Here is a 20,370-nt window from a genome sequence, read left to right as displayed (position 1 = left end):
GCCCTGCAAGAGCACCGATGACGGATATCCAGTGCCCTGCAATGCTGCCGGCTGCATGTTCAAAAGCACCCGGAATACGCAAGCGGCAGGCGGCAGTCAGCCGCCAGAAACACGCTTTCAGAAAGCTGCGGGCGTGCTGGCCAGAGACTCCAGCCACGTCACTGTGGCGGACAACTCGGCGGGGCGGATCTCGTGCGCCCCCGGGAATTCGCGGTACGTGACCGCCACGGGCAGCGGCCCCATGTGGTGTGCAATGGCTTGCGCGTGGGCCAGCGGGATGACGTTGTCGTGCGTGCCATGGCTCAGCCACAGCTGCTTGCCGCGCAGCGCATCGGCGGGGGCAAACAGCGGCACGATCTGCGACAGCAGCCGGCTGTGCCACACCATGGCCGCCTGCATCAGCGCGGGCCGGGTCAGCAGCAGCGACAGCGCCATGATGCCGCCCTGGCTGAAACCACCCACCACCACGCGTTCCGGCGGGATGCCCAGTTGCTCTGCCGCCGACTCGACGGCCTTGGCCACCAGCGTGCGGCTTTGCGCCTCCTGCGCTTCGTTGATGGTGCGATCGCCATTGGGCTCGATGGAGAAATCGAACCATGCATGCGAGCCCGGCCCCATGCGCAAGGGCGCGCGCAGGCTCAGCACATGAAAGCGCTCCGGGATATGGGGCGCCAGGCTGAACAGGTCCTGCTCGTTGCTGCCCACGCCGTGCATGAGCACCAGCAGCCAGGGACGGGGGGTGGTGGCAGCGGCAGGGCGCTGCAGAAAAGTGAGCGGTAGATCAAGCATGGTGGTACGCCAGAGGCATTTTCAGGTGAAGCGCTGCGCCGGAATGTCAGCGCGCGGATTGCAGCGCAAACGCATCCATCGACAGCATGCTGTACATCACCTCACGGCTCAGGTAGTGGGCATGCAGGTCGTCGCCCGCCGCCCCCAGCGCGAAGAAGATGGGCAGGAAGTGGTCTTCGGTAGGGTGCGCGCGCCGGGCATGCGGCGCCTCGCTGCGGTAGTTGAGCAGCGCCCTCATGTCACCGCGCTCCAGGGCCGACTCGATCCAGCGGCTGAATTCCAGCACGTAGGGCGCCGGCTCGCGCTCGCCGCCGAAAAACTCCGCCAGGTTGTGCGTCATGCTGCCCGAGCCCACCACCAGCACGCCCTGACTGCGCAGGCTGCGCAGCGCAGCGCCCAGCGCGTAGACATCGGCAGGGCCGGCCCCCACGGGCAGCGCGACCTGCACCACCGGCACATCGGCCTGGGGGAACAAGTGCATGAGCGGCACCCAGGCACCATGGTCGAACGGGCGCGCCGCATCGCCCTGCGAGGCCACCCCGGCGGCCTGCAGCAAGCCCAGCACCTCGTCGGCCAAAGCGGGCGAGCCGGGCGCGGGGTATTGCAGCTCGTACAGCGCAGGCGGAAACCCGCCAAAGTCGTGCCAGGTAGCCGGTTGTGGCCCGGTCATCACCTGCGGGCCGCGCGCCATCCAGTGCGGCGACATGATGACCACCCCCCGCAGCCCCGGGTATTGCGCCTTCAGGCCTTCGCCCCACTGCGTCAGCGCAGGGCCGGTGGTGCCTGCGTCCAGAGCGAACAGGGGCGCGCCATGCGAGACGAACAGCGCAGGAATGGTGGTGGAAGGAACAGCGTGGGCAGCAGTTGCAGACATGGCAGGGGCCTTTTAGGTTCATCCCCGTGGGGAATACCATGAATGTAGAACCCCAAGCCCTTATTACCAAGCCCCGCAGGCCAGACAGATCGTTCCACAGATGATGCCAATGGAGCAGCTCGCACGGCGCTGCGCGCCTCGGCCACAGCGACAGCGTCGTACCCTTCAGGAGCTGTCACGCACCCGGCCGCGCAACGCCTTGGTGTCGCTGCGCTGGCTCTTGCCGGCCAGCCGGCGCTGCTGCGATCCATAGGTAGGCTTGGTGGCGCGCCGCACGCGCGGGGACACGGCCACGCTGTTGACCAATGCGTTCAGGCGCTGCAGCGCGTCGGCCCTGTTCTGATCCTGGCTGCGGTACTGCTGCGCCTTGATGACCACCACGCCGTCTTGCGTGATGCGGCTGTCGCGCAGGGACAGCAGCCGCTCCTTGACGCCGTCGGGCAGCGACGAGGCCGCCACGCCAAAGCGCAGGTGCACCGCGCTCGACACCTTGTTCACGTTCTGCCCGCCCGCGCCCTGGGCACGCATGGCGGTGATCTCCACCTCGTCCTCGGGCACCTCCAGCGGCGGAATCATTGCAGTGGCCATGGACGTGCCGTCAGGCGGTGGGTCGGCACAGCCCTGCAGTCAGGCGGCCGCCGGCGGCGGCGCCAGCAGTTGCGCCAGGCCGTCGATGGCCAGGCCATAGCCCAGCACGCCGAAGCCGCACATCACCGCCTTGGCGGCTGCGGCCATGTAGGAGTGGTGGCGGAACGACTCGCGCGCGTGCACGTTGCTGATGTGCAGCTCGATCAACGTGATGCCCGTGCCCTTGGTGGCGTCGTGCAGCGCCACGCTGGTGTGGGTGTAGGCCCCGGCGTTGATGACCACGCCGGCCAGTTCGCCTGCGGCGTGCAGGCGGCCGGCTTCATGGATCCAGTCGATCAACGCGCCCTCGTGGTTGCTCTGGTGAAAGCGCAGCGCAAAACCGTGGCGCGCACAGGCTGCTGCGCACAGCTTCTCGACATCGGCCAGGGTATGGGCGCCGTACACGGCGGGCTCGCGTGTGCCCAGCAGGTTCAGGTTGGGGCCATTGAGGACAAAAACGGTTTTCACAGACATGCACTCCGAGGGTTGCGCTCGCCACGCTGCGGGCAAGGGTGCGGAATTATGCTGCGCTGCCCCCCGGGCCCTGCAAAGAAAAAGCGGCCCGAAGGCCGCTGTAAAAGGCAGCCTGTGCAAAGACGCTGCCTGTGAGCGACTAGGCGCCCAAGAGGTTGGTTACAAAATCGGGTGGCCCTTCCCATCAGGCCGGGCCACCCCGGGGGGGCCTGTCAGCGGTCCCAGCGGTCATACCCACGGCGGTGATGATGGTGCCGGTGGCCGCGATAACCGCGGTCACCGTAGTACACCACGGCCGGCGGCGGCGCATAGTAAGCGGGTGGCGCGTAGTAGGCGGGCCGGGGCGGCGCGTAGTACACGGGAGGTGGCGGCGCCACATACACCGGAGCGGGTGCGTAGTAACCATTGCTGGCCCCCACGACCACACCAGGTACGCCAATGCCCACCGACCAGTTAACGTCACGGGCCTGTGCGGCGCCCGCACCACCCAGCAGTGCCAGCGCTACGCCTGCGCTAGCTGCCAAGGCATAGATAGAACGGGTTTTCGTCATGGATATCTCCTGTTTGAATGAGGTCAGCCAGCCAAATGGACTCGCCTCACCGGTACACAACGCACCAAGTAGGCAAAAGGATGGCATAAATTTGTCTTTACGTTGTGTCTGGACGTACATTCGCCCGTTTCCATGCGTAAACGTTCACGAAACCGGCGCCTAAAATGGCCCGATGAGCACCCCAAATCCCGCCAATTCAGCCGCCAGCGCCCCGGACACCGCGCCAGCAGCGGCCCCTGAAGCCGCCAAGCCCAGCAACTTCCTGCGCCAGATCATCGAGCACGACCTGGAAAAAGGCACCTACGCCACCCGCCGCTGGGGCGGCACCCCAGGCGATGCAGCCCATCACGCAGCCGGCCAGCCCGACCCCGCCAGGATCCGCACGCGCTTCCCGCCCGAGCCCAATGGCTACCTGCACATCGGCCACGCCAAGAGCATCTGCATCAACTTCGGCCTGGCGCGCGACTACGGCGGCATCTGCCACCTGCGCTTTGACGACACCAACCCCGAAAAGGAAGACACCGAATACGTCGACAGCATCATCGACGCGGTGAAATGGCTGGGATTCGACTGGAACGGCCACCCCAGCGCCCCGCCCTTCCAGGCCAGCGACTACTTCGACTTCATGTACCGCGCAGCCGAGTACCTGATCGAGGCCGGACACGCCTATGTGGATGAGCAGACCGTCGAGCAGATGCGCATCAGCCGGGGCGACTTCGGCAAGCCCGGCGTGGACAGCCCCTTCCGCAGCCGCACTCCGGCAGAAAACCTCGCCAAGTTCCGCGAGATGAAGGCCGGCCAGCACGAAGACGGCTCCATGGTGCTACGTGCCAAGATCGACATGGCCAGCCCCAACATCAACATGCGCGACCCGGCCATCTACCGCATCCGCCGCGCCACGCACCACAACACGGGCGACACCTGGTGCATCTACCCGATGTACACCTACGCCCACCCCATCGAAGACGCCCTGGAGCAGATCACCCACAGCCTGTGCACGCTGGAGTTTGAAGACCAGCGCCCCTTCTACGACTGGCTGCTGGAGCGTTTGACCGAAGGCGGCCTGCTGGCCAGCCCGCCCCCCCGCCAGTATGAATTTGCGCGCCTGAACCTCACCTACGTGATCACCAGCAAGCGCAAGCTCGCCCAGCTGGTGTACGACCACAAGGTCAGCGGCTGGGACGACCCGCGCATGCCAACAATAGTCGGCCTGCGCCGCCGTGGCTACACGCCCGAATCGCTGCAGGTGTTTGCCGAGCGCATCGGCGTGACCAAATCCGACAGCTGGATCGACTACGGCACGCTGGAAGGCTGCCTGCGCGAAGACCTGGAGCTCAAGGCCTTCCGCGGCATGGCCGTGCTGAACCCCGTCAAGCTGGTACTCACCAACTGGGACGAGGTCATGGGCGCCGGCCACCTGGAGCCCTGCACCCTGCCCTCGCTGCCCCACCCGCCCGAAGGCGTGGAAAGCCCCGAGCGCCACTTCACCATCGGAAAGGAAGTGTGGATCGAACGCGAGGACTTTGAAGAAGTGCCGCCCAAGGGCTACAAGCGCTTGTTCCCCGGCAACAAGGTGCGCCTGAAGGGCGGCTACGTCATCGAGTGCACCGGCTGCACCAAGGACGCCAACGGCCGCATTTCCGAAGTGCTGGCCACCGTGGTGCCCGACACCAAGAGCGGCACCCCGGGCGCCGACAGCGTGAAGGTGAAAGCCGCCATCACCTGGGTGGGCGTGGCCGACGGCGTGCAGGCAGAAGTGCGCATGTACGACCGCCTGTTCCTGGAAGCCCAGCCCGACGCGGGTGGCAAGGACTTCATCGAAAGCCTGAACCCGAACAGCCTGAAGGTGGTGACGGCCATCGTGGAGCCGTCTTTGGCGAATGCGCAGCCGGACGACAAGTTCCAGTTCGAGCGGCATGGGTACTTCGTGGCGGACCGGGTGGACCATCGGCCGGGCAAGCCGGTGTTCAACCTGGCGGTGGGCCTGAAGGACAGCTGGGGCAAATAAGCCTCACGCAAACCAAACCAAAGGCGCCTCGTGCGCCTTTGCGCTTTCCTTGTATCGCCTGAAGTCAGGGGCGCCGATGCATCTCGCTGTCAGCCAATCCCTACCTGTCCCATCGCACCGGGCCGATGCGTGCGGGGGCGGCGTCGGCGCAGCATCACCTCTTGTTTGCGAAAATCGGAGGCTCCGATGTCCACCACCCCACCCCGCCAGACGCTCATCGATCTGGAAACGAAATTTTGGCAAGCCATGGTCGACGAGAACGTCGATGCTGCCGCCGCCTTGCTGGCCGAGCCCGCTCTGCTGGTCAGCGCCCACGGCGCGCTCAAGTTCGACCGAGCGATGTACGGCAAGATGGCCCAGGAAGGCCCCATGGTCGTGACCTCGTTCACGTTCAGCGACATGCAGGTGGAATTTCCGACCGACGCGATAGGCATCCTGACTTACCGGGTGAAGCAGGGAGTGGCGCAGCGCGATGACAAGGCCCACAGCACGGAGCATGTGATGCACGACAGCTCCACCTGGATCCGCGTCAACGGGCAATGGCAATGCGTGATGCACACCGAGACGCCTGCCGATGACTCGATGAAACTGACTGCAAAGCACTGATGAAGCGGGGGCTCGGGGCCAGCATGGCGTGGAGCGGCTGGCGCCACGCTTTTGAGATACAAACATCCCCATGCCTCTGACCCTGCCTCCAACGCCTACGTTCACCCCCACCTTTGCCCATGTGCCGCCTGGCTCCGTGGCTGGGCCGTTGCAACTGATGCCCGTCAACACCGCAGCCGTGTCCGTGCACACGGCAGATGGCGCGCACGTCGGATCGCTCAAGCTCATCCGGGGGGTCTGGAAGTTCAAGGCCATGGGCTACGACGCTGCGGGCCGCATGGAGCCCGGCCATGGCCCGCTGACCGATCAGCACAACATGCAGTTCGCCACGCCCGATGCCGCTGTGGTGAGCGCGGGGCTCCTGGGCGATCTCGCAGGCACTATCTCCAAAGCCCTGTAGGCGGGGGATCTCGGCTGAACGGCGTGGTCCGTCAGTTTGACGCGTCGTTCAGCACAAACTCCACCGCCGCGCACACCGCCGCCACCTGCGCCTCGATGCACTGCTCTGGCGTAGCGCGCGCACTGTCGGGGTACACCTCCGTCGTCGTGGTGTAGCGCGCCCCGCTGATGCCCGCGCACAAACCCAGGTCCTTCATCGCATACCGGATCACGCCGTGCGCGACCATGGGCGAGCCGATGATCTCGCCCTTGTCATCCGCAGGCGCGATGTGCGTCACCCGGCTGACCGCCTCGATGATCGCCGCCTGAAACGCGGGCTGCGGGTTGCCGGTGTCGTCCACCAGGTAGAAGCCGTCCGGGATGCTGCCCGGCTCGAACACCTTGCCGTCCCGCGCAGCCACTGCCGGGCGGTACTCGGACTCGTCGGTGTCCGTCGTTTCATGCAGGTCGATGTGCGCGGTCCACTGGCCCTGCAGCGGCGCTACCAGGCGCATCAGCGCCGCGGACTCCTGCGCGGGCGAGTGCTCGCGAAACGCGCGGTTGGGGTCGATGGCGTCAAAATTCCAGCGCTGAAAGCGCTCATACGCCCACGGGCTGACGCAGGGCACGACCAGCAGGTTGGCGCGGCCGGCAAAGCGCTCGGCCTGCGTATCTGCAAACCGCAGCGCGCCGTGCACGCCGCTGGTCTCGTAGCCATGCACTCCGCCCGTGACCAGCACGCTGGGCAGGGCCGCATCCCACGGGCGGCTGCGCAGTGCGCGCAGCGGAAACCGCTCGGCGGGGTGGTGGGCATCGGCATAGACGATGTCGCCGTACGGCTCCACATCGAAACGGCCCCGCAGGCCCTCTATGGCCGTCAGCACATCGTCCGCGTAGCTGCGCTGGCGCACCTGGCGTGCGCGCCATTGGTCGCGCTCTGCGGCGCCCCAGGCTTGGCCGGGGGTTCCGATCGGGTAGGAGTGGTTTTCTGGCATGTCTTAGGTGCAATGGGCGTGCGTGGCGTGGGGTGGCTGCCCAGGCACAGAAGGGGCGGTGCCGGGCGTTCATAGAATACCGCGATGCCTTTCCCCCAGCTCTGGCCGCTTCGGCTTGCCGTACCTGTCGCTCTCTTGGTGGCCTGCCTGTCGTCCCATGCCCAGCATGTGCCCCAAACGGCCACACCTTCCGCCACACCTGCCGCTACATCCGGCACCTCGGGAGTCCGTCCTTCCGCAGGCCCTGCCCCGGCGGCACCGGGCGGCGAGACGGCCGGCAACGGCGCCGAGCCGCTACCGGCCGGAGCCGCCGTGCCGGTGCCTGCAGCGGCACTCTCGCGCGATGCCCGGCGCATCTACGAGCTGTCGCGCGACAAACTCGTGCAGATCCGCACATTGCTGCGCAATGCCGACACGCAAGCCTCCATCGGATCAGGTTTTTTTGTCTCGGCCGACGGCTTGGTCGTCACCAACTTCCACGTGGCCAGCCAGCTGGCGCTGGAGCCCGAGCGCTACCGGGGCGTGTACGTGACCATGGACGGCCAGGAAGGCGACGTCGAGCTGCTGGCTTTCGACGTGCAGCACGACCTGGCCGTGCTGCGCACCAAGGCCCGCACCGCAGCAGCGCCCGTGCTGAGCTTTCGGCCCGCCATCGACACCCTGGCGCAGGGCGAGCGCATCTACTCGCTGGGCAACCCGCTGGACATCGGCTTTGCCGTGACCGAGGGCACCTACAACGGGCTGGTGCGGCGCAGCTTCTACCCCCGCATCTTCTTTGGCGGCACGCTCAACCCCGGCATGAGCGGCGGCCCGGCGGTGGATGACGCGGGGCGCGTGATCGGCGTCAACGTGGCCAAGCGCCTCGATGGCGAACAGGTCAGCTTCCTGATCCCCGCAGAGTTCGCGCAGGCCCTGGTGCAGCGCGCGGCCGGTGCGGAGCCCATCACGCAGCCCGCCTATGGCGAGATGACCCGGCAGCTGACGGTGCACCAGCAGTTGCTGACGGACCGGTTCCTCAAGGCACCGTTTCGAGAACAGCGCCACGGCAACTACCGCGTGCCGGTGCCCGACGATGCCCTGGCCCGGTGCTGGGGATCGGGGCGCGACCCGGCCTTCCCCGGGCTGAACCTGGAGCGCACACAGTGCCGTGCCGACAGCGATGTGGTGGCCGGAGACTTCAATACCGGCGCGGTGCGGCTGGCCTACGAGGCCTACAACGCCCCGACCCTGGGCGCGGCCCGGTTCGGGCGCATGTACTCGCAAAGCTTCGCGAACGAGCAGTTCCAGCGGCGCGGCAACCGCCACCAGACAGCGGTCGATTGCTCCGAGCGCTACGTGGACCCGGGCAGCCTGCCGATGCGCGTGGTGGTCTGCATGTCGGCCTACCGCAAGCTGACGGGCCTGTACACCATGACGGTACTGGCCGCATCGACCAACCAGCCCACGCAAGGCGTGTTGGGGCGCCTGGATGTGCAAGGCATCGCTTTCGACAACGGCATGAAGCTGGCCAACCACTACCTGCAGGCGTTCCGCTGGGAGGCCGCACCATGATGCCGACCCTCGGACTGATCGAAGCCTTCGACCGCCATGGCGCCCTGCTGGCGCGCGCACCCGTCACGCGCTGGCCCGTCACCGTGGGCCGGGGGCTCGACTGCGACCTGGTGCTGGACGACCCTTTCGTCGCGCCGACGCACCTGCGCATCGACCGTGCGGGAGACGCCCCCTTCGGGGTGCAGGTGGAGGTGCTCAACACCCGCAACGGTGCCCGCCTGCACCGCAAGCACCACCGCGAAGGTGAGCGTTTCGACTGGCCGGAGGGCACGCAGATCGACCTGGGCCGCACCCATATCGCGCTGCGGCTGGCAGACACGCCCATCGCCCAGGAGCAGGCACTGCCGGCGTTTCCCTGGCGCACCGTGGGCGCGACCGCCGCGCTGGTGGCGCTGATGGTGACTGCGGCAGCGGGCAGCTCCTGGCTGGAGGCTCGCGACGCATCGCAGTACCTGAAGGCATTGCCTGGCGTATTGCTCATGCTGCTGCTGGTGCTTGGCGCCTGGTCTGGGATGTGGGCGGCCGTGAACAAGGTGTTCGCGGGCCAACTGCAGTTCTGGCGCCACGTGCGCATCGCCTGCGCTGCGGCCCTGGGTGTGGATGCGGTGCATTTGGCAGCCCACCTGACGGCATACGCTTTTTCATTGGAGGTGTTCGCACAGTTCGCCAATGTGCTGAGTGCGCTGGTACTGGCGGGGGCGCTGTATGCCCACCTGGCGACGGTGCTGCCTCGCCGGCGTGTCGGGCTGGCCTGGATGGCCGCTGCGGCCGTGGTGCTGGGCGTACCGGCGTGGCTGGGGGCCCAGTGGCTCAACAACATGCGCCTGTCGCCAACGCTGTACATGAGCAGCCTGTTCCCACCCAGTTTGCGCGTGGCCCCTGCCGTGCCAGTGGAGCAGTTCCTGCAGGAGACCGAATCGCTGCGCGGCAAGCTCGAGCGTCGCCTGAGCGACGACGGCCAGGGCAACGACGACGAGTGACCCCCCGGAACGGCGAAGCCACAGCCAGAAAAGCCCGCAGACGCCGCATGGCACCATCCAGGCCCCCGTCCACCCCTGCAGCCCGGCGCGCGCGCCGCCGCAGGCTCCACCACCACGTCTACGTCGTCGAGCTGTCCAAGGACGTGCTGCTGGAGCCGCGCTTTCGCAAGAACAACCCGGGCTACATCGAAGGCAAGCCCTGCGTGTATGTCGGCATGACAGGCCTGGACCCGGACGTACGCTTTGACAAGCACAAGGCTGGCATCCAGGCCAACCGCTTCGTGCAGCAATACGGCCTGCACCTTCTTCCCGACCTGTACGAGGGCTTCAATCCCATGAGCTACGAAGATGCGGTGGACCGGGAGATCGAAATTGGCATCGACCTGCGCTCGGCGGGCTTTGGTGTGTGGCAAGCTTGACGGCAGCGGCCAACGGCCTCCTGCATATTCGCTGCGTTTTCCATAGCAAAAACCGCTTGCTCCGTGGGCGGTTCAGGCCTTTTTTTATTCAAATCAATGTTGTCCATGAACTTCGCAGACCGCCTCCAGCAACTTCCCGCCACCACCCACCTCGCCGCCCTGCATCTGCTGGGCGCCGACGGGCAGGTCATCGCCACGATCGAGAACAAGCCTGGCCAGGCCGGCTCCCTGGTGGTGTACGCCGCGCTGGCGGCCCTCTATGGCGGCAGCATCACGCCCAAAGCCGCCAATCTGGGGCTGGAGTGGTATGCCGAGCACACGGCCGACGCCAAGGCATTTCCCGGCAAGCACCCGAACATCGACCGCCTGCTGACCTGGGCTGCGGGCACGGAAAGCTTTCGCGCGCGGACCGTGGCCGCATGAGGCATGGCGGGGTGGCCTTCCGCCCCGCGCGAAAAAAACTGCACCGATGGCGATTGCATGTGTCGAAAACGTGCGGTGCCGTTCGTCGTAGGAGTGTGAGCATGCAAAGGGAAACCCGCGCAGCCCGCATCACCCCCTTAGCCGTTGACATCCAAGGAGACTGCCATGACGACCACCGAACCCACCGCCGCAGCCACCGGCACAGTGACCCTGCACCGCGTGCTTCGCGCCCCGCCCGAGCGCGTGTACCGCGCCTTTATGGACCCGGACGCGATGTGCAAGTGGCTGCCCCCACACGGTTTCACGGGCCGGGTGCTGAGCATGGACGCCCGGGTGGGCGGCAGCTACCGCATGCAATTCACCAACTTCAGCCATGGCCAGACCCATGCGTTCGGTGGCGAATACCTGGAGCTGGTGCCGGGCGAGCGCATCGTGCACACCGACCGGTTCGACGACCCCAACCTGCCGGGCGAGATGCGCACCACCATTGCACTGCGCAAGGTGTTGGTGGGTACCGATATCTCCATCGAGCAGGCAGGCATCCCGGCAGTGATCCCCACCGAAGCCTGCTACCTGGGGTGGCAGGAATCGCTGCAGCTGCTCGCGCAACTGATCGAGGCGGACATTCCGGCGGAGTAGCGTCCCGCCAGCGGCCGAGCCCAGGGGCCCGGCCCGCCCGCACGTCAAAGGCCGGTCGTCACTTGAGCCACTTGTCGGCGGCCTGCTTGAGCACGCCCCGGCTGTCCACCTGGCCCCAGACGAAGTTCATCACCCGGGTGTAGTCCGCATCGTCCTTGGGCAGCATGAAGCCCAGGTAGCTCTTGGGCGTGAGTGGCGCATCGATGAACGCGGCATGAAGGCGCGGGTCGGCCTTGCTGTAGACCACCGCTTCATACGTCTCGGTGATCATCACGTCGCCCTTGCCCTCGGCGATGAGCGCGGGGATCTCGGCGTTCTTCTCGTGCGTGCTGACCTGCGCGGCCTTGAGGTTCTGCAGCACGAAGGTCTCGTTGGTGCCGCCGGGGTTCTTGATCACCCGCACGTTCGGCTTGTTCAGGTCGTCCACGGTGTTGTACTTGGCCTTCTCGGCCGAACGCACCAGCGCCACCTTGCCGAAAGGCGCGTAGCCCGGCAGCATCTCGACCAGACGGATGCGCGCCACGTTGCGCGTGATGCCGCCCACGGCGATGTCGAACTGGTCGGACTGCAAGTCCTTCATCAGGTTGGGCCAGGACGTTGGCACATACTCGACCTTCACGCCCAGCTCCTTGGCCATGGCCTCGATCACATCGATGTCATGGCCCGACAGGCCGGCGTCCGTCTTGATGGCAAACGGCCGGTAGTCGCCCGGCGTACCCACGCGGATGACCTTGGTCTCCAGTATCTTGTCGAGCCGGGGGCCGGCCTGGGCCGCCTGGCTGAAGAGGGACAGGCTCGCCAACAGGACGGTGGCAGCCACGGCGAGTGTTTTCTTGGTGATCATTTTTGAAGAGGCTCCAGGAGGGGATGGGACAGCGGCATCCCGGCGCGGCGCAGCAGACGCCACCCCGGCAGAACGCACGAAAAAGAATACTCCAGCCACTAGCATCAACCATGCCGAGCGGGCGCCAATGATGGCACCGCGTACGCACTGCCACCGTGCTGGGTTACCCTGCAAGCCCGATCCACCGTTTCGCCGGTGGGTCATCCATGGATCGGCCGTCGACCATAGAACTGCGAATCCATCGATCAGCCCTGCGCGGACGACCCCCTCACACAAGGAACACCATGAAAAAACTCAACGTCACCATCCAGCTTGAAATGACCGTGCCCGACGACTGGCAACTGGTCGAGACCTCCGAAGGCACGCCCGTGATCCAGATGGCCGAAGGCAAATTCCTGGACATCGCCGTCGAGCCACTGTTCGCATCGGACCCCGAAGACATGTGGAGCAGCAGCGAAACCGACGACGAGCTCAACGACGTGCTGGACATGGTGGAGAGCGAGGAAGTGGCGTACGAATTCGTGACGCACTGACGCACGCCGCAGCCGTGCGATCACGCCGAGGTGTTTCTCATAGAAATCAAATCCCGCCTTCTGCACAGATCGAGAAACACTTCGCCAGCCCCCGCCGCCGCTCGGGTGCACGGGAAAACATCCCTCACAACTGCGACCGCAGCAACCCCGTCATCGTCTCGTGCAGCCGCTCGCGCAGCGGCCGCTCCAGCCAGTCCGCGTGCGTCACGCGGCGCGACCGCTTGATGTCGTCCTCGAACACCACGGTCTGCCGCTGCGCGAATGCGGCGTCATAGACGTTCAGGTTGGCCTCGTCGTTCAGGCGGAAGGACCGGTTGTCGAAGTTGGTGGAGCCCACCGACACCAGCAGTTGGTCCACGATCATGACCTTGCAGTGGTACATGGTGGGGCGGTACTCGTAGATCTCGGCGCCGGCCTGCAGCAGATCGCCCCAGGTGGCACGGGACGCGGCCTTCACGGTCTCGGTGTCGGTGTGCTCGCCGGGGGTGACCAGGCGCACGCGCACACCACGCTTGAGCGCATCCATTAGCAGCTTCTGCGTCAAGTCATCGGGCACGAAGTACGCCACCGACAAATCGATGCTGCGCTGTGCCGCCGTGATGGCCAGGTGGTACATGAGCTGCATGCTTTCGCTGCCGCTCGACGGCGAGCTGGAGAACATCTGCGCCTTCTGATTCCCTGCGGCGGCGATGGGCGGAAAGTACGCATCGCCATGCAGCACCTTGCCCGTGACCTTGAGCCAGTTATCCAGAAACGTGGCCTGCATCTGCGCCACCACGGGCCCGCGCACCAGGTAGTGCGAGTCACGCCAGTGGTCGGGATTTTGCGCATTGCCCGTCCATTCGGGCGCAATGCCCACGCCACCGGTAAATCCCACCTGGCCGTCCACCACCAGCAGCTTGCGGTGCGTGCGATTGTTCAGGCGTGCCAGGTTGTACCAGTGGGGCTGGTGAAATTTCTTGATCTGCACGCCCGCCCGCTCCATCTCGGCCAGGTAGCTGTCCTCCATCTTGGCGCTTCCCACCCAGTCGAGCAGCACGTGCACCTGCACGCCGGCCTGCGCCCGTTCGCTGAGCGCGTCGGCGAACTGCTTGCCGATGTCGCCTGACCAGTAGATATAGGTCTCGAAGGTGACGCTCTTTTGCGCAGCCTTGATGGCTGCCAGCATGGGCGGAAAGATCTGGTCACCGTTAAGAAGCTCGGTCACTTCGTTGCCTCCCTCGATGCCGGGCCCCAGCAGGCTGCCCAGAGCACGTTCGAACTGCGGGCTGGCGGCGTTGTACAGGCGGGGCAGTTGCTGCTGCACCTTTTTCTCGCCGGCCGTGAAGTTCAGTGCCAGCAGCACGAAGGCGCCGGTAATCAGCGCGGTCAGCAACACGGTGACGGGGGTGGAGAGGCGGCGGGGGCCAGCGTGGGGCATGCGCAAGATTGTGGCGAAGCAGCGCGAGCGCCCATGTAGGCGGATGCCGCAGCGGCGCGGCGGCACAATCGCCGGTGCACGCCCGCCCGCCGCTGCGCGTGCCGCCCACCACCAACCACCCAACGCTTTCATTGCCCGCCGTGCCCAAGATCCACAGCCCCCTCGCGCCCCACCCCCTGCCCGCACTGACCCGCCGCAGCGCCTTGATCGTCGCGGGCGGGCTGCTGGCCCTGCCCGCCACCGGCCGGCTGCATGCCAAGCCCCTGCCGCCCGCGCCCGCAGTGTGGCCCCAGGCCCTGCCAGTACCCGGTGGCGTGGCGCGCCTGTCTCTGGGCCCGGCGGCCACGCGGCCGGTCGCACATGTGCGCCAGGGCGACGTGGATGTGCCGGTGCTCGTGCTGGGCGATGCCATCGACTGGACAGCCGTGGTGGGCATACCGCTGGCCGCGGAGCCGGGCGACGCCTTCATCACCGTGCAGCCTGCGGGCGGCAAGCAACGCGAGGGCAGTGCGCGCCAGGTGCCGTACCGCATTGCCGCCAAACAGTACAAGGAGCAGCAGCTCAAGGTCGCACCCGGCAAGGTGGACCTGTCGCCCGAAGACCAGGCCCGCTACGAGCGCGAGCGCGATCACCAGGCGGTGGTCGTGGCAGCCTTCACCGACCAGCCAGCGGGCCAGGCGCTGGCATCGCTGCGCATGCGCGTGCCGGTGCCGGGCCGGAGATCCAGCTCGTTCGGGCTGCGGCGCGTTTTCAACGGACAGTCGCGCAATCCGCACAGCGGCATGGACATCGCGGCCGGCACGGGCACGCCCATCGTGGCGCCTCTGGCAGGCAGGGTGATCGACGTGGGCGACTATTTCTTCAGCGGCGGCAGCGTCTGGCTCGACCACGGCCAGGGCCTGTTGACGGTGTACGCCCACCTGAGCAGCATGGATGTGCGCGTGGGCGATGTGGTGAAAGCGGGCGAAGCGTTCTGCAAAGTGGGCGCCACAGGCCGCGTGACAGGACCACACCTGCATTGGGGCGTGATGCTCAACCGCACGATGGTGGACCCGGCGCTGTTCGTGCCCGCATGATGGCCCCCGCCAAGTGCTACACATTCAATAGCACACAACGCACAACCATATTACGCTACAAACCAATTTGATCAGAAAAATTCCGCATGACGCCCCACCTCATCCGCTTCAACAAACCCTATGGCGTGCTGAGCCAGTTCACGGCCGAGGGCAAGTGGCAGGGCCTCAAGGACTACATCGACCTGCCCGGGGTGTACGTGGCGGGCCGGCTTGATGCCGACAGCGAAGGCCTGCTGCTGCTCACCAGCGACGGCAAGCTGCAGGCCCGCATATCCGACCCGCGATTCAAGATGGAGAAAACCTACTGGGTGCAGGTGGAGGGCATCCCAGACGAGGCCGCGCTGGCTGCGCTGCGCAGCGGCGTGGTGCTGAACGACGGCCCCACCCTGCCCGCCCGTGCCCGCTTGCTGCAGGACGCGCCGCCCGTAGGGCCGCGCAACCCACCCATTCGCGAGCGCATAGCCATCCCCACTGCCTGGCTCGAGCTCATCATCCGCGAGGGCCGCAACCGCCAAGTGCGGCGCATGACGGCAGCCGTCGGCTACCCCACGCTGCGGCTCGTGCGTGCGGCCATCGGGCCGTACACGCTGCAGGGCCTCGCGTCGGGCGACTGGGCCGCTGAAGACGCTGAGGCCTACGCGGCCGGCGCGCCCATGCGCCGCGACAGTGCCGAGCCGCGCGCGAACAGGAAGGCGCGCAGGCCTTCGGCATAGTCCGCGCCCACCGCCTGCTGCACCGACGCCCGCGCCGCCAGCGCCGCCCGCCAGCGCGCCACCTGCGGCAGGCCCTGCCAGAGCGCAAAGTCCGCCATGCCAGGCACACTGTCCAGCACGTCGAAGTAGCGGAACACCGGTCCGAACACCCCGTCGACCATGCCGAAGCCCGGCCCGGCAAAGTACGGTCCTGCATGCGGGCGTTCTGCGAGCACTTGCTCCAGTTGAACGAAACGCGCGCGCAGGTCCTGGGCTCGGTCACGCAGCAGCGCCTCGCTGGGCGCGTTGTAGAACGCACCGATGCCGGAGAGCACGGTGGAGCCGAACTCCATCCACGCGCGATGGCGGGCACGCTGCAAAGGCTCTTGCGGGTGCAGTGCTGGCATGGCGACTTCCTCCAGGTACTCGCAGATCACGGCGGACTCGAACAGGCTCTCGCCTCGCACCTGCAGCACGGGGGTCTTGCCCAGCGGCGAAACCTCCAGGAACCAGTCAGGCTTGTGCGCCAGGTCGATCGTGCGGCGCTCGAATGCCAGGCCTTTCTCGTGCAGCACGATGGCCACGCGCTGCACATAGGGGCACAGCGCATGCGAGATCAGCGTGAGCCCCGACGCCGCCGCAACCGGCTGCAGCGCAGCGGCGTTCACGATGCCAGCCCCTCGGCCCGCAACGCGGCCTGCACCTGTGGGCGCGCGGCCACACGCGCCATCCAGGCCTGCACCTGCGGGTACGCCGTGAGCGGAATGCCCAGCAGGTTTGCCCAGTTCATGATCGTGAAGCCATACGCATCGGCCACGCTGTAGCTGCCCACAAGGTAGTCGCGCTGCGACAGCACGGCCTCCATTTCTGCGAAGCGCGTGGCCAGCCTGGCCTTCACCGTCTGCCGCGTGGAGTCAGCCGTTTCCTTGTGCCACAGCCAGGGACTGAAGCCCTTGTGCAGCTCTGTGCTGATGAAGGTAAGCCACTGCACCACGGCCAGCCGCTCGCGCGAGCCGGGCCGCCCGATCAGCGCTTGCGCCGGGTCCAGGTCGGCCACGTACTGCAGCAGCGCCGCGCCTTCGCTGTGGCGCGATGCATCGGACAGCTCCAGCAGCGGCACATACCCGCGCGGCGAGATGTCGAAGAAGTTGGCACCGGCCTCGGTGGTGTGGTGCGCCAGGTCGACCTTCACCAGATCGAAGGTGGCGCCCACCTCGCGCAGGGCGATGTGGACGGCGAGGGAGCAGGCGCCGGGGGCGTAGTAGAGCTTCATGGCAAAGGTCTTTCTGTGGGATCGGTGGAACCAAGCGGTGGAACCAAGCGGTGGAACAAAGGCCTCCGGATGCACTCGCATCGGCATCCGGCGACAGGCAGAATCTATGATTGCATTCACGCCAATGAAATCCGCACCCATGAAATCATCGATTGCACCAACGCAATACCGCCTGGGCGCCGCTGAGCTGGAGGTGGTGCTGGCCATGGTGCGCACCGGCACCCTCGCTGCGGCGGGCGAGCGCCTGGGCGTGGATGCGTCCACCGTGTTCCGCGCCATCCAGCGCATCGAGCGCGGACTGGGGCAGCCGCTGTTCGAGCGATCGCGCGCGGGCTACCGCGCGTCGGAACTGGCCCAGGCGCTGGCCGAGCAGGCCGAGCGCGTGGAAGCTGCGCTGGAGACCGCCCGTGCAGCCACGCAGGCGCAGCCCGAGCAAATCACAGGCACGGTGCGCATCTCCACCACCGACACCCTGCTGCACGGCCTCATCGTGCCCGCCCTGCAAATGCTACAGCCGCGCCACCCTGCGCTGGTGTACGAGCTGCACGCTGGCAATGAGCTCGTGAGCCTGACGCGGCGCGACACCGACATCGCCGTGCGCGCCACAAGGCGCCCACCCCAGCACCTGGTGGGCCGGCAGCTGGGCATGATCCGCTCGGCGCTCTACGCCGGCGCAAGCAGTCCCGAGGCGATGTCCGATGTGCAGGCCGGCCGGGCTGCATGGATCGCGCCCGACGACTCCATGCCCGACCATCCCTCGGTGCGCTGGCGCAAGAAGCACTACCCCAAGGTGCAACCCACCTTCCGCGTGAACAGCCTGCTCACGGTGCTGGAGCTGGTGGCACGCGGCGCAGGCGTGGGTGTACTGCCCACCTTCCTGGCCATGGGCCGCAGTGACCTGCGCCCACTCACCGGCACGCTGGCCGAGTGCGACAACGAACTGTGGCTGCTGACCCACCCGGAATCGCGCCACCTGCGCCGCATTGCCGCGGTGTACGGACACCTGGCGGACACCGTACTGCTGCACTGATGCGCCACCCATGGTCCAGCGGAGCCCGGCAACGTCCATGTAGCTACGCCTGTCAAGACAAGTGCTTGTACTCAGGCGCCGGAAGCTTCTGAGTGGAGGCCCGTGGCGACCAGAGAAATGCAGTCGATCAACGTTGATTGCCGTCGTTCACGTTCGACGGGCTGAGCAACTGCTTCGATCATGACCTGCCAATCGACTAACGACTCGTCAGCGGCTTATGGCACGTGTCTGCCCGAAACCCCTGCCATACTTGCGCTGGTGCGGTTGATTTTCCTATCCGTCGGCTTCACCTGACTCCCTTTTTGCGACAGCCCTGCATGCCTATCACTCCCACGCCGTCCGCAAAACTACTGCAGCTGCTACCCGAGGCGGTGGTGCAGACCGATGCGCTGTGGGAGATCACCTACCTGAATCCTGCGTGGACCACGCTCACCGGCCATTCGGTGGAGGCAGCGCTCGGCAGGTCTGTGCTTGAATTTGTGCATCCCGGCGACATTGGCACCATGCGCTCGGGCATGCCGGTGTTCCGGTTGCGCTTTGCCGACGCGAACTATCGCTGGGTGCGGCTGAAACTCCACCCGGAGACGGATGCGGCGGAGCGGGTGATCAGCCGCCAGGGTGTCCTGATCGAGATCACCGAGGTCACCGAGCAGGTGCTGGTGGAGATTCGCCAACGCTTTTTGCGCTTGCTGGAAACCATCGATGGCGTGGTGTGGGAAGCTGAAATCGGCGTGGGCAATACCTTTCTGAGCCCGCAGGTCGAACGCTTGTTCGGCTACTCCGTCGAGGAATGGCGGGCGGACCCCGGCTTCTGGCGGGCGCATGTGCATCCCGATGACCTGGCGCAGGCCCTGGTGATCGACGATGCCGCCTACAACGCAACGCACAGCCATGCCTACGAGATGAGCTACAGGCTGATTGCCAAGTCTGGCAAGGTCGTGTGGGTGCGTGACCTGTGCCGTGCAGTGGTCGAGCCGGGGCGACCGAACCGCATGATTGGCCTGATGATCGATGTCACCCAGCAAAAGAACACCGAACTTGAGTTGTTGCGCTCCGAAAACCGCTATTCGCTGGCGACCCTCGGATCCAATGACGGCATCTGGTACTGGGACTTGCGAACTGACGCCCTGCATGTGTCCGGGCGCTTTCACCAGATCGTCGGGCTGGGTAGCGCCGATCATGTGCACGACGGTGGCTGGAGCTTTCTGGAGCAACTCATCGATCCCGAAGATCGCGTGCGCGTGCAGGCGGCCTACCGCAGGCATCTGTCGGGGAACAGCCCGAACTTTTCGGTGGATTTCCGCGCGGTCCACGCGGCTGGACGGCGGGTGTGGGTCAACTGGCGCGGGCTCGCCGAGTTTGAAGACGGCGTTGCGGTGCGCATGGCGGGCTCGTTGAGCGATCTGGCTGACCGTGGTAGTTCCTACGATGCGCTGACCAGCTTGCCCGGCCGGCCGTTGTTCCGCGATCGCCTCGCGAATCTCATGGCGCTGCACCAGAACGAGGCTGCGAATGGTGATGGCGTGCCAACACGCGATGGAGCCACAATGTTCGCCGTGCTGCTGCTCGATCTCAACGGGTTCAAGGCCGTCAATGACAACTACGGGCATCATGTGGGCGACCGGCTGTTGCAGCAGGTGGCGCGGCGGCTCGAATCCTGCGTGCGGGCGGTTGATCTGGTCGCCCGCATGAGTGGCGACGAATTCAATGTGCTGTTGGAGTCCATTGATCCCGCTGAAGCCAGCAACCGCGCTCAACAGATCGCCGCCTCCCTCGCTGCGCCCTATGTGGTCGGCGAACACACCGTGATCAGTGGCGCGAGTATTGGACTTGTCAGCAGTGCATCCAGGCTGGCGACGGTGGACGACTACCTGCGCGCCGCAGACACCGCAATGTACCAGGCCAAAAGCCATTCATCAGGCGTGTGCGTGTTTCAACAACAGGTGTCTGAGACGACTTCCGAAGCTGGGGTACAGCCCCAGTGAGGCCTGGCAACGCCGCGGATGGCCCTCTGGCATCGCAACCCGACGGGAAGGCCGTCCCAGCCACGCCACCCGTCGTTGCGTTCCTGGCCAAGGCCCCGGCCTTGGCGTCGTCACGCGCCTGGATTGGCGCGACCGGGACGGCCTTCGCACTGGCAAGAATAGCGTGAGCAGGCCCTGGCTGAATGGCCGCAAACGAGCTTCGC

23 protein-coding genes are annotated in these 20,370 nt (G+C 66.3%); 13 read left to right on the top strand and 10 right to left on the bottom strand.

What is annotated here, in order from left to right; all coding sequences use genetic code 11:
- Positions 1–117 precede the first annotated feature (117 nt).
- The 5 genes from KW835_RS17020 to KW835_RS17000 form a co-directional block, all read right to left on the bottom strand.
- Entirely contained in the window at positions 118–789 is a 672-nt protein-coding gene (locus KW835_RS17020; RefSeq protein WP_218384506.1) for an alpha/beta hydrolase, read from the bottom strand.
- A 46-nt stretch (positions 790–835) separates the two neighbouring features.
- Positions 836–1,663, bottom strand: a complete 828-nt coding sequence (locus tag KW835_RS17015; protein ID WP_218384504.1) for a dioxygenase — start codon at positions 1,661–1,663, stop codon at positions 836–838.
- 165 nt (positions 1,664–1,828) lie between these two features.
- On the bottom strand, positions 1,829–2,251 hold the full coding sequence (gene arfB / locus KW835_RS17010) for an alternative ribosome rescue aminoacyl-tRNA hydrolase ArfB (RefSeq protein ID WP_255593605.1): 423 nt from the start codon (positions 2,249–2,251) through the stop codon (positions 1,829–1,831).
- A gap of 39 nt (positions 2,252–2,290) precedes the next feature.
- A complete protein-coding gene (gene aroQ / locus KW835_RS17005) occupies positions 2,291–2,764 on the bottom strand; it encodes a type II 3-dehydroquinate dehydratase (protein WP_218384502.1) in 474 nt (157 codons plus the stop codon).
- 212 nt (positions 2,765–2,976) lie between these two features.
- Entirely contained in the window at positions 2,977–3,315 is a 339-nt protein-coding gene (locus tag KW835_RS17000; RefSeq protein ID WP_218384500.1) for a hypothetical protein, read from the bottom strand.
- Between the two features lie 172 nt (positions 3,316–3,487).
- On the opposite strand from KW835_RS17000, the gene KW835_RS16995 reads away from it, so the two are divergent.
- From KW835_RS16995 to KW835_RS16985, 3 genes are all read left to right on the top strand, one after another.
- Complete coding sequence (locus KW835_RS16995) at positions 3,488–5,323, top strand: glutamine--tRNA ligase/YqeY domain fusion protein (protein WP_218384498.1); 1,836 nt, start codon at positions 3,488–3,490, stop codon at positions 5,321–5,323.
- Positions 5,324–5,509: 186 nt separating this feature from the next.
- Positions 5,510–5,929 (top strand): nuclear transport factor 2 family protein, encoded by a 420-nt coding sequence (locus KW835_RS16990; protein ID WP_218384497.1) that lies wholly within the window; start codon positions 5,510–5,512, stop codon positions 5,927–5,929.
- Between the two features lie 70 nt (positions 5,930–5,999).
- Positions 6,000–6,329, top strand: a complete 330-nt coding sequence (locus tag KW835_RS16985) for a hypothetical protein (RefSeq protein WP_218384495.1) — start codon at positions 6,000–6,002, stop codon at positions 6,327–6,329.
- Positions 6,330–6,360: 31 nt separating this feature from the next.
- On the opposite strand, the gene KW835_RS16980 is transcribed toward KW835_RS16985, so the two are convergent.
- A complete protein-coding gene (locus KW835_RS16980; protein WP_218384493.1) occupies positions 6,361–7,302 on the bottom strand; it encodes a M14 family metallocarboxypeptidase in 942 nt (313 codons plus the stop codon).
- 84 nt (positions 7,303–7,386) lie between these two features.
- On the opposite strand from KW835_RS16980, the gene KW835_RS16975 reads away from it, so the two are divergent.
- From KW835_RS16975 to KW835_RS16955, 5 genes are all read left to right on the top strand, one after another.
- Positions 7,387–8,853, top strand: a complete 1,467-nt coding sequence (locus tag KW835_RS16975; RefSeq protein WP_218384491.1) for a serine protease — start codon at positions 7,387–7,389, stop codon at positions 8,851–8,853.
- Complete coding sequence (locus KW835_RS16970) at positions 8,850–9,833, top strand: FHA domain-containing protein (protein ID WP_218384489.1); 984 nt, start codon at positions 8,850–8,852, stop codon at positions 9,831–9,833. The genes KW835_RS16975 and KW835_RS16970 overlap by 4 nt, the downstream gene beginning before the upstream one ends.
- A 47-nt stretch (positions 9,834–9,880) precedes the next feature.
- Positions 9,881–10,252, top strand: coding sequence for a hypothetical protein (locus KW835_RS16965; RefSeq protein ID WP_218384487.1), 372 nt, complete (start codon positions 9,881–9,883; stop codon positions 10,250–10,252).
- A gap of 105 nt (positions 10,253–10,357) precedes the next feature.
- On the top strand, positions 10,358–10,675 hold the full coding sequence (locus KW835_RS16960) for a DUF2322 family protein (RefSeq protein WP_218384486.1): 318 nt from the start codon (positions 10,358–10,360) through the stop codon (positions 10,673–10,675).
- Between the two features lie 165 nt (positions 10,676–10,840).
- Positions 10,841–11,314 (top strand): SRPBCC family protein, encoded by a 474-nt coding sequence (locus KW835_RS16955; protein ID WP_218384484.1) that lies wholly within the window; start codon positions 10,841–10,843, stop codon positions 11,312–11,314.
- Between the two features lie 58 nt (positions 11,315–11,372).
- Here the strand turns inward: KW835_RS16955 and KW835_RS16950 are convergent, their stop codons facing one another.
- The gene (locus KW835_RS16950) at positions 11,373–12,158 is read right to left on the bottom strand and encodes a transporter substrate-binding domain-containing protein (RefSeq protein ID WP_218384482.1); all 786 of its coding nucleotides are present in this window, start codon (positions 12,156–12,158) and stop codon (positions 11,373–11,375) included.
- A gap of 284 nt (positions 12,159–12,442) precedes the next feature.
- On the opposite strand from KW835_RS16950, the gene KW835_RS16945 reads away from it, so the two are divergent.
- Positions 12,443–12,691 carry a hypothetical protein gene (locus tag KW835_RS16945; RefSeq protein WP_218384480.1) on the top strand — a complete coding sequence of 83 codons (249 nt, stop codon included), beginning with the start codon at positions 12,443–12,445 and terminating at the stop codon, positions 12,689–12,691.
- A 124-nt stretch (positions 12,692–12,815) separates the two neighbouring features.
- Here the strand turns inward: KW835_RS16945 and KW835_RS16940 are convergent, their stop codons facing one another.
- A complete protein-coding gene (locus KW835_RS16940; RefSeq protein WP_218384479.1) occupies positions 12,816–14,111 on the bottom strand; it encodes a phosphatidylserine/phosphatidylglycerophosphate/cardiolipin synthase family protein in 1,296 nt (431 codons plus the stop codon).
- Positions 14,112–14,251: 140 nt separating this feature from the next.
- Here KW835_RS16940 and KW835_RS16935 point away from each other — a divergent pair, with 140 nt between their 5' ends.
- Both KW835_RS16935 and KW835_RS16930 read left to right on the top strand, forming a co-directional pair.
- A complete protein-coding gene (locus KW835_RS16935; RefSeq protein ID WP_218384731.1) occupies positions 14,252–15,187 on the top strand; it encodes a M23 family metallopeptidase in 936 nt (311 codons plus the stop codon).
- Positions 15,188–15,273: 86 nt separating this feature from the next.
- Positions 15,274–15,900, top strand: a complete 627-nt coding sequence (locus tag KW835_RS16930) for a pseudouridine synthase (RefSeq protein ID WP_218384477.1) — start codon at positions 15,274–15,276, stop codon at positions 15,898–15,900.
- Here KW835_RS16930 and KW835_RS16925 read toward each other — a convergent pair.
- The gene (locus KW835_RS16925) at positions 15,822–16,547 is read right to left on the bottom strand and encodes a glutathione S-transferase family protein (protein WP_339385439.1); all 726 of its coding nucleotides are present in this window, start codon (positions 16,545–16,547) and stop codon (positions 15,822–15,824) included. The genes KW835_RS16930 and KW835_RS16925 overlap by 79 nt on opposite strands.
- The gene (gstA, locus tag KW835_RS16920) at positions 16,544–17,152 is read right to left on the bottom strand and encodes a glutathione transferase GstA (RefSeq protein ID WP_218384475.1); all 609 of its coding nucleotides are present in this window, start codon (positions 17,150–17,152) and stop codon (positions 16,544–16,546) included. The genes KW835_RS16925 and gstA overlap by 4 nt, the downstream gene beginning before the upstream one ends.
- Before the next feature lie 139 nt (positions 17,153–17,291).
- On the opposite strand from gstA, the gene KW835_RS16915 reads away from it, so the two are divergent.
- Together KW835_RS16915 and KW835_RS16910 are read left to right on the top strand one after the other, a co-directional pair.
- Positions 17,292–18,182, top strand: a complete 891-nt coding sequence (locus KW835_RS16915) for a LysR family transcriptional regulator (protein WP_218384473.1) — start codon at positions 17,292–17,294, stop codon at positions 18,180–18,182.
- Between the two features lie 317 nt (positions 18,183–18,499).
- On the top strand, positions 18,500–20,167 hold the full coding sequence (locus KW835_RS16910) for a PAS domain-containing protein (RefSeq protein WP_218384472.1): 1,668 nt from the start codon (positions 18,500–18,502) through the stop codon (positions 20,165–20,167).
- The last annotated feature ends 203 nt before the right edge of the window (positions 20,168–20,370 follow it).

It is taken from the genome of Acidovorax sp. sic0104, assembly GCF_019219095.1.
Taxonomy (GTDB): Bacteria; Pseudomonadota; Gammaproteobacteria; order Burkholderiales; family Burkholderiaceae_C; genus Acidovorax.
The sequence above is the reverse complement of the archived record's forward strand: the minus strand, read 5'-3'. Positions and strand labels throughout refer to the sequence as shown.

Bases quoted from the DNA above. Each gene is read 5' to 3' on its own strand.
- KW835_RS17020 (WP_218384506.1), bottom strand. From the start codon at position 789: ATGCTTGATCTACCGCTCACTTTTCTGCAGCGCCCTGCCGCTGCCACC.
- KW835_RS17015 (WP_218384504.1), bottom strand. From the start codon at position 1,663: ATGTCTGCAACTGCTGCCCACGCTGTTCCTTCCACCACCATTCCTGCG.
- arfB (WP_255593605.1), bottom strand. From the start codon at position 2,251: ATGGCCACTGCAATGATTCCGCCGCTGGAGGTGCCCGAGGACGAGGTG.
- aroQ (WP_218384502.1), bottom strand. From the start codon at position 2,764: ATGTCTGTGAAAACCGTTTTTGTCCTCAATGGCCCCAACCTGAACCTG.
- KW835_RS17000 (WP_218384500.1), bottom strand. From the start codon at position 3,315: ATGACGAAAACCCGTTCTATCTATGCCTTGGCAGCTAGCGCAGGCGTA.
- KW835_RS16995 (WP_218384498.1), top strand. From the start codon at position 3,488: ATGAGCACCCCAAATCCCGCCAATTCAGCCGCCAGCGCCCCGGACACC.
- KW835_RS16990 (WP_218384497.1), top strand. From the start codon at position 5,510: ATGTCCACCACCCCACCCCGCCAGACGCTCATCGATCTGGAAACGAAA.
- KW835_RS16985 (WP_218384495.1), top strand. From the start codon at position 6,000: ATGCCTCTGACCCTGCCTCCAACGCCTACGTTCACCCCCACCTTTGCC.
- KW835_RS16980 (WP_218384493.1), bottom strand. From the start codon at position 7,302: ATGCCAGAAAACCACTCCTACCCGATCGGAACCCCCGGCCAAGCCTGG.
- KW835_RS16975 (WP_218384491.1), top strand. From the start codon at position 7,387: ATGCCTTTCCCCCAGCTCTGGCCGCTTCGGCTTGCCGTACCTGTCGCT.
- KW835_RS16970 (WP_218384489.1), top strand. From the start codon at position 8,850: ATGATGCCGACCCTCGGACTGATCGAAGCCTTCGACCGCCATGGCGCC.
- KW835_RS16965 (WP_218384487.1), top strand. From the start codon at position 9,881: ATGGCACCATCCAGGCCCCCGTCCACCCCTGCAGCCCGGCGCGCGCGC.
- KW835_RS16960 (WP_218384486.1), top strand. From the start codon at position 10,358: ATGAACTTCGCAGACCGCCTCCAGCAACTTCCCGCCACCACCCACCTC.
- KW835_RS16955 (WP_218384484.1), top strand. From the start codon at position 10,841: ATGACGACCACCGAACCCACCGCCGCAGCCACCGGCACAGTGACCCTG.
- KW835_RS16950 (WP_218384482.1), bottom strand. From the start codon at position 12,158: ATGATCACCAAGAAAACACTCGCCGTGGCTGCCACCGTCCTGTTGGCG.
- KW835_RS16945 (WP_218384480.1), top strand. From the start codon at position 12,443: ATGAAAAAACTCAACGTCACCATCCAGCTTGAAATGACCGTGCCCGAC.
- KW835_RS16940 (WP_218384479.1), bottom strand. From the start codon at position 14,111: ATGCCCCACGCTGGCCCCCGCCGCCTCTCCACCCCCGTCACCGTGTTG.
- KW835_RS16930 (WP_218384477.1), top strand. From the start codon at position 15,274: ATGACGCCCCACCTCATCCGCTTCAACAAACCCTATGGCGTGCTGAGC.
- gstA (WP_218384475.1), bottom strand. From the start codon at position 17,152: ATGAAGCTCTACTACGCCCCCGGCGCCTGCTCCCTCGCCGTCCACATC.
- KW835_RS16915 (WP_218384473.1), top strand. From the start codon at position 17,292: ATGAAATCATCGATTGCACCAACGCAATACCGCCTGGGCGCCGCTGAG.
- KW835_RS16910 (WP_218384472.1), top strand. From the start codon at position 18,500: ATGCCTATCACTCCCACGCCGTCCGCAAAACTACTGCAGCTGCTACCC.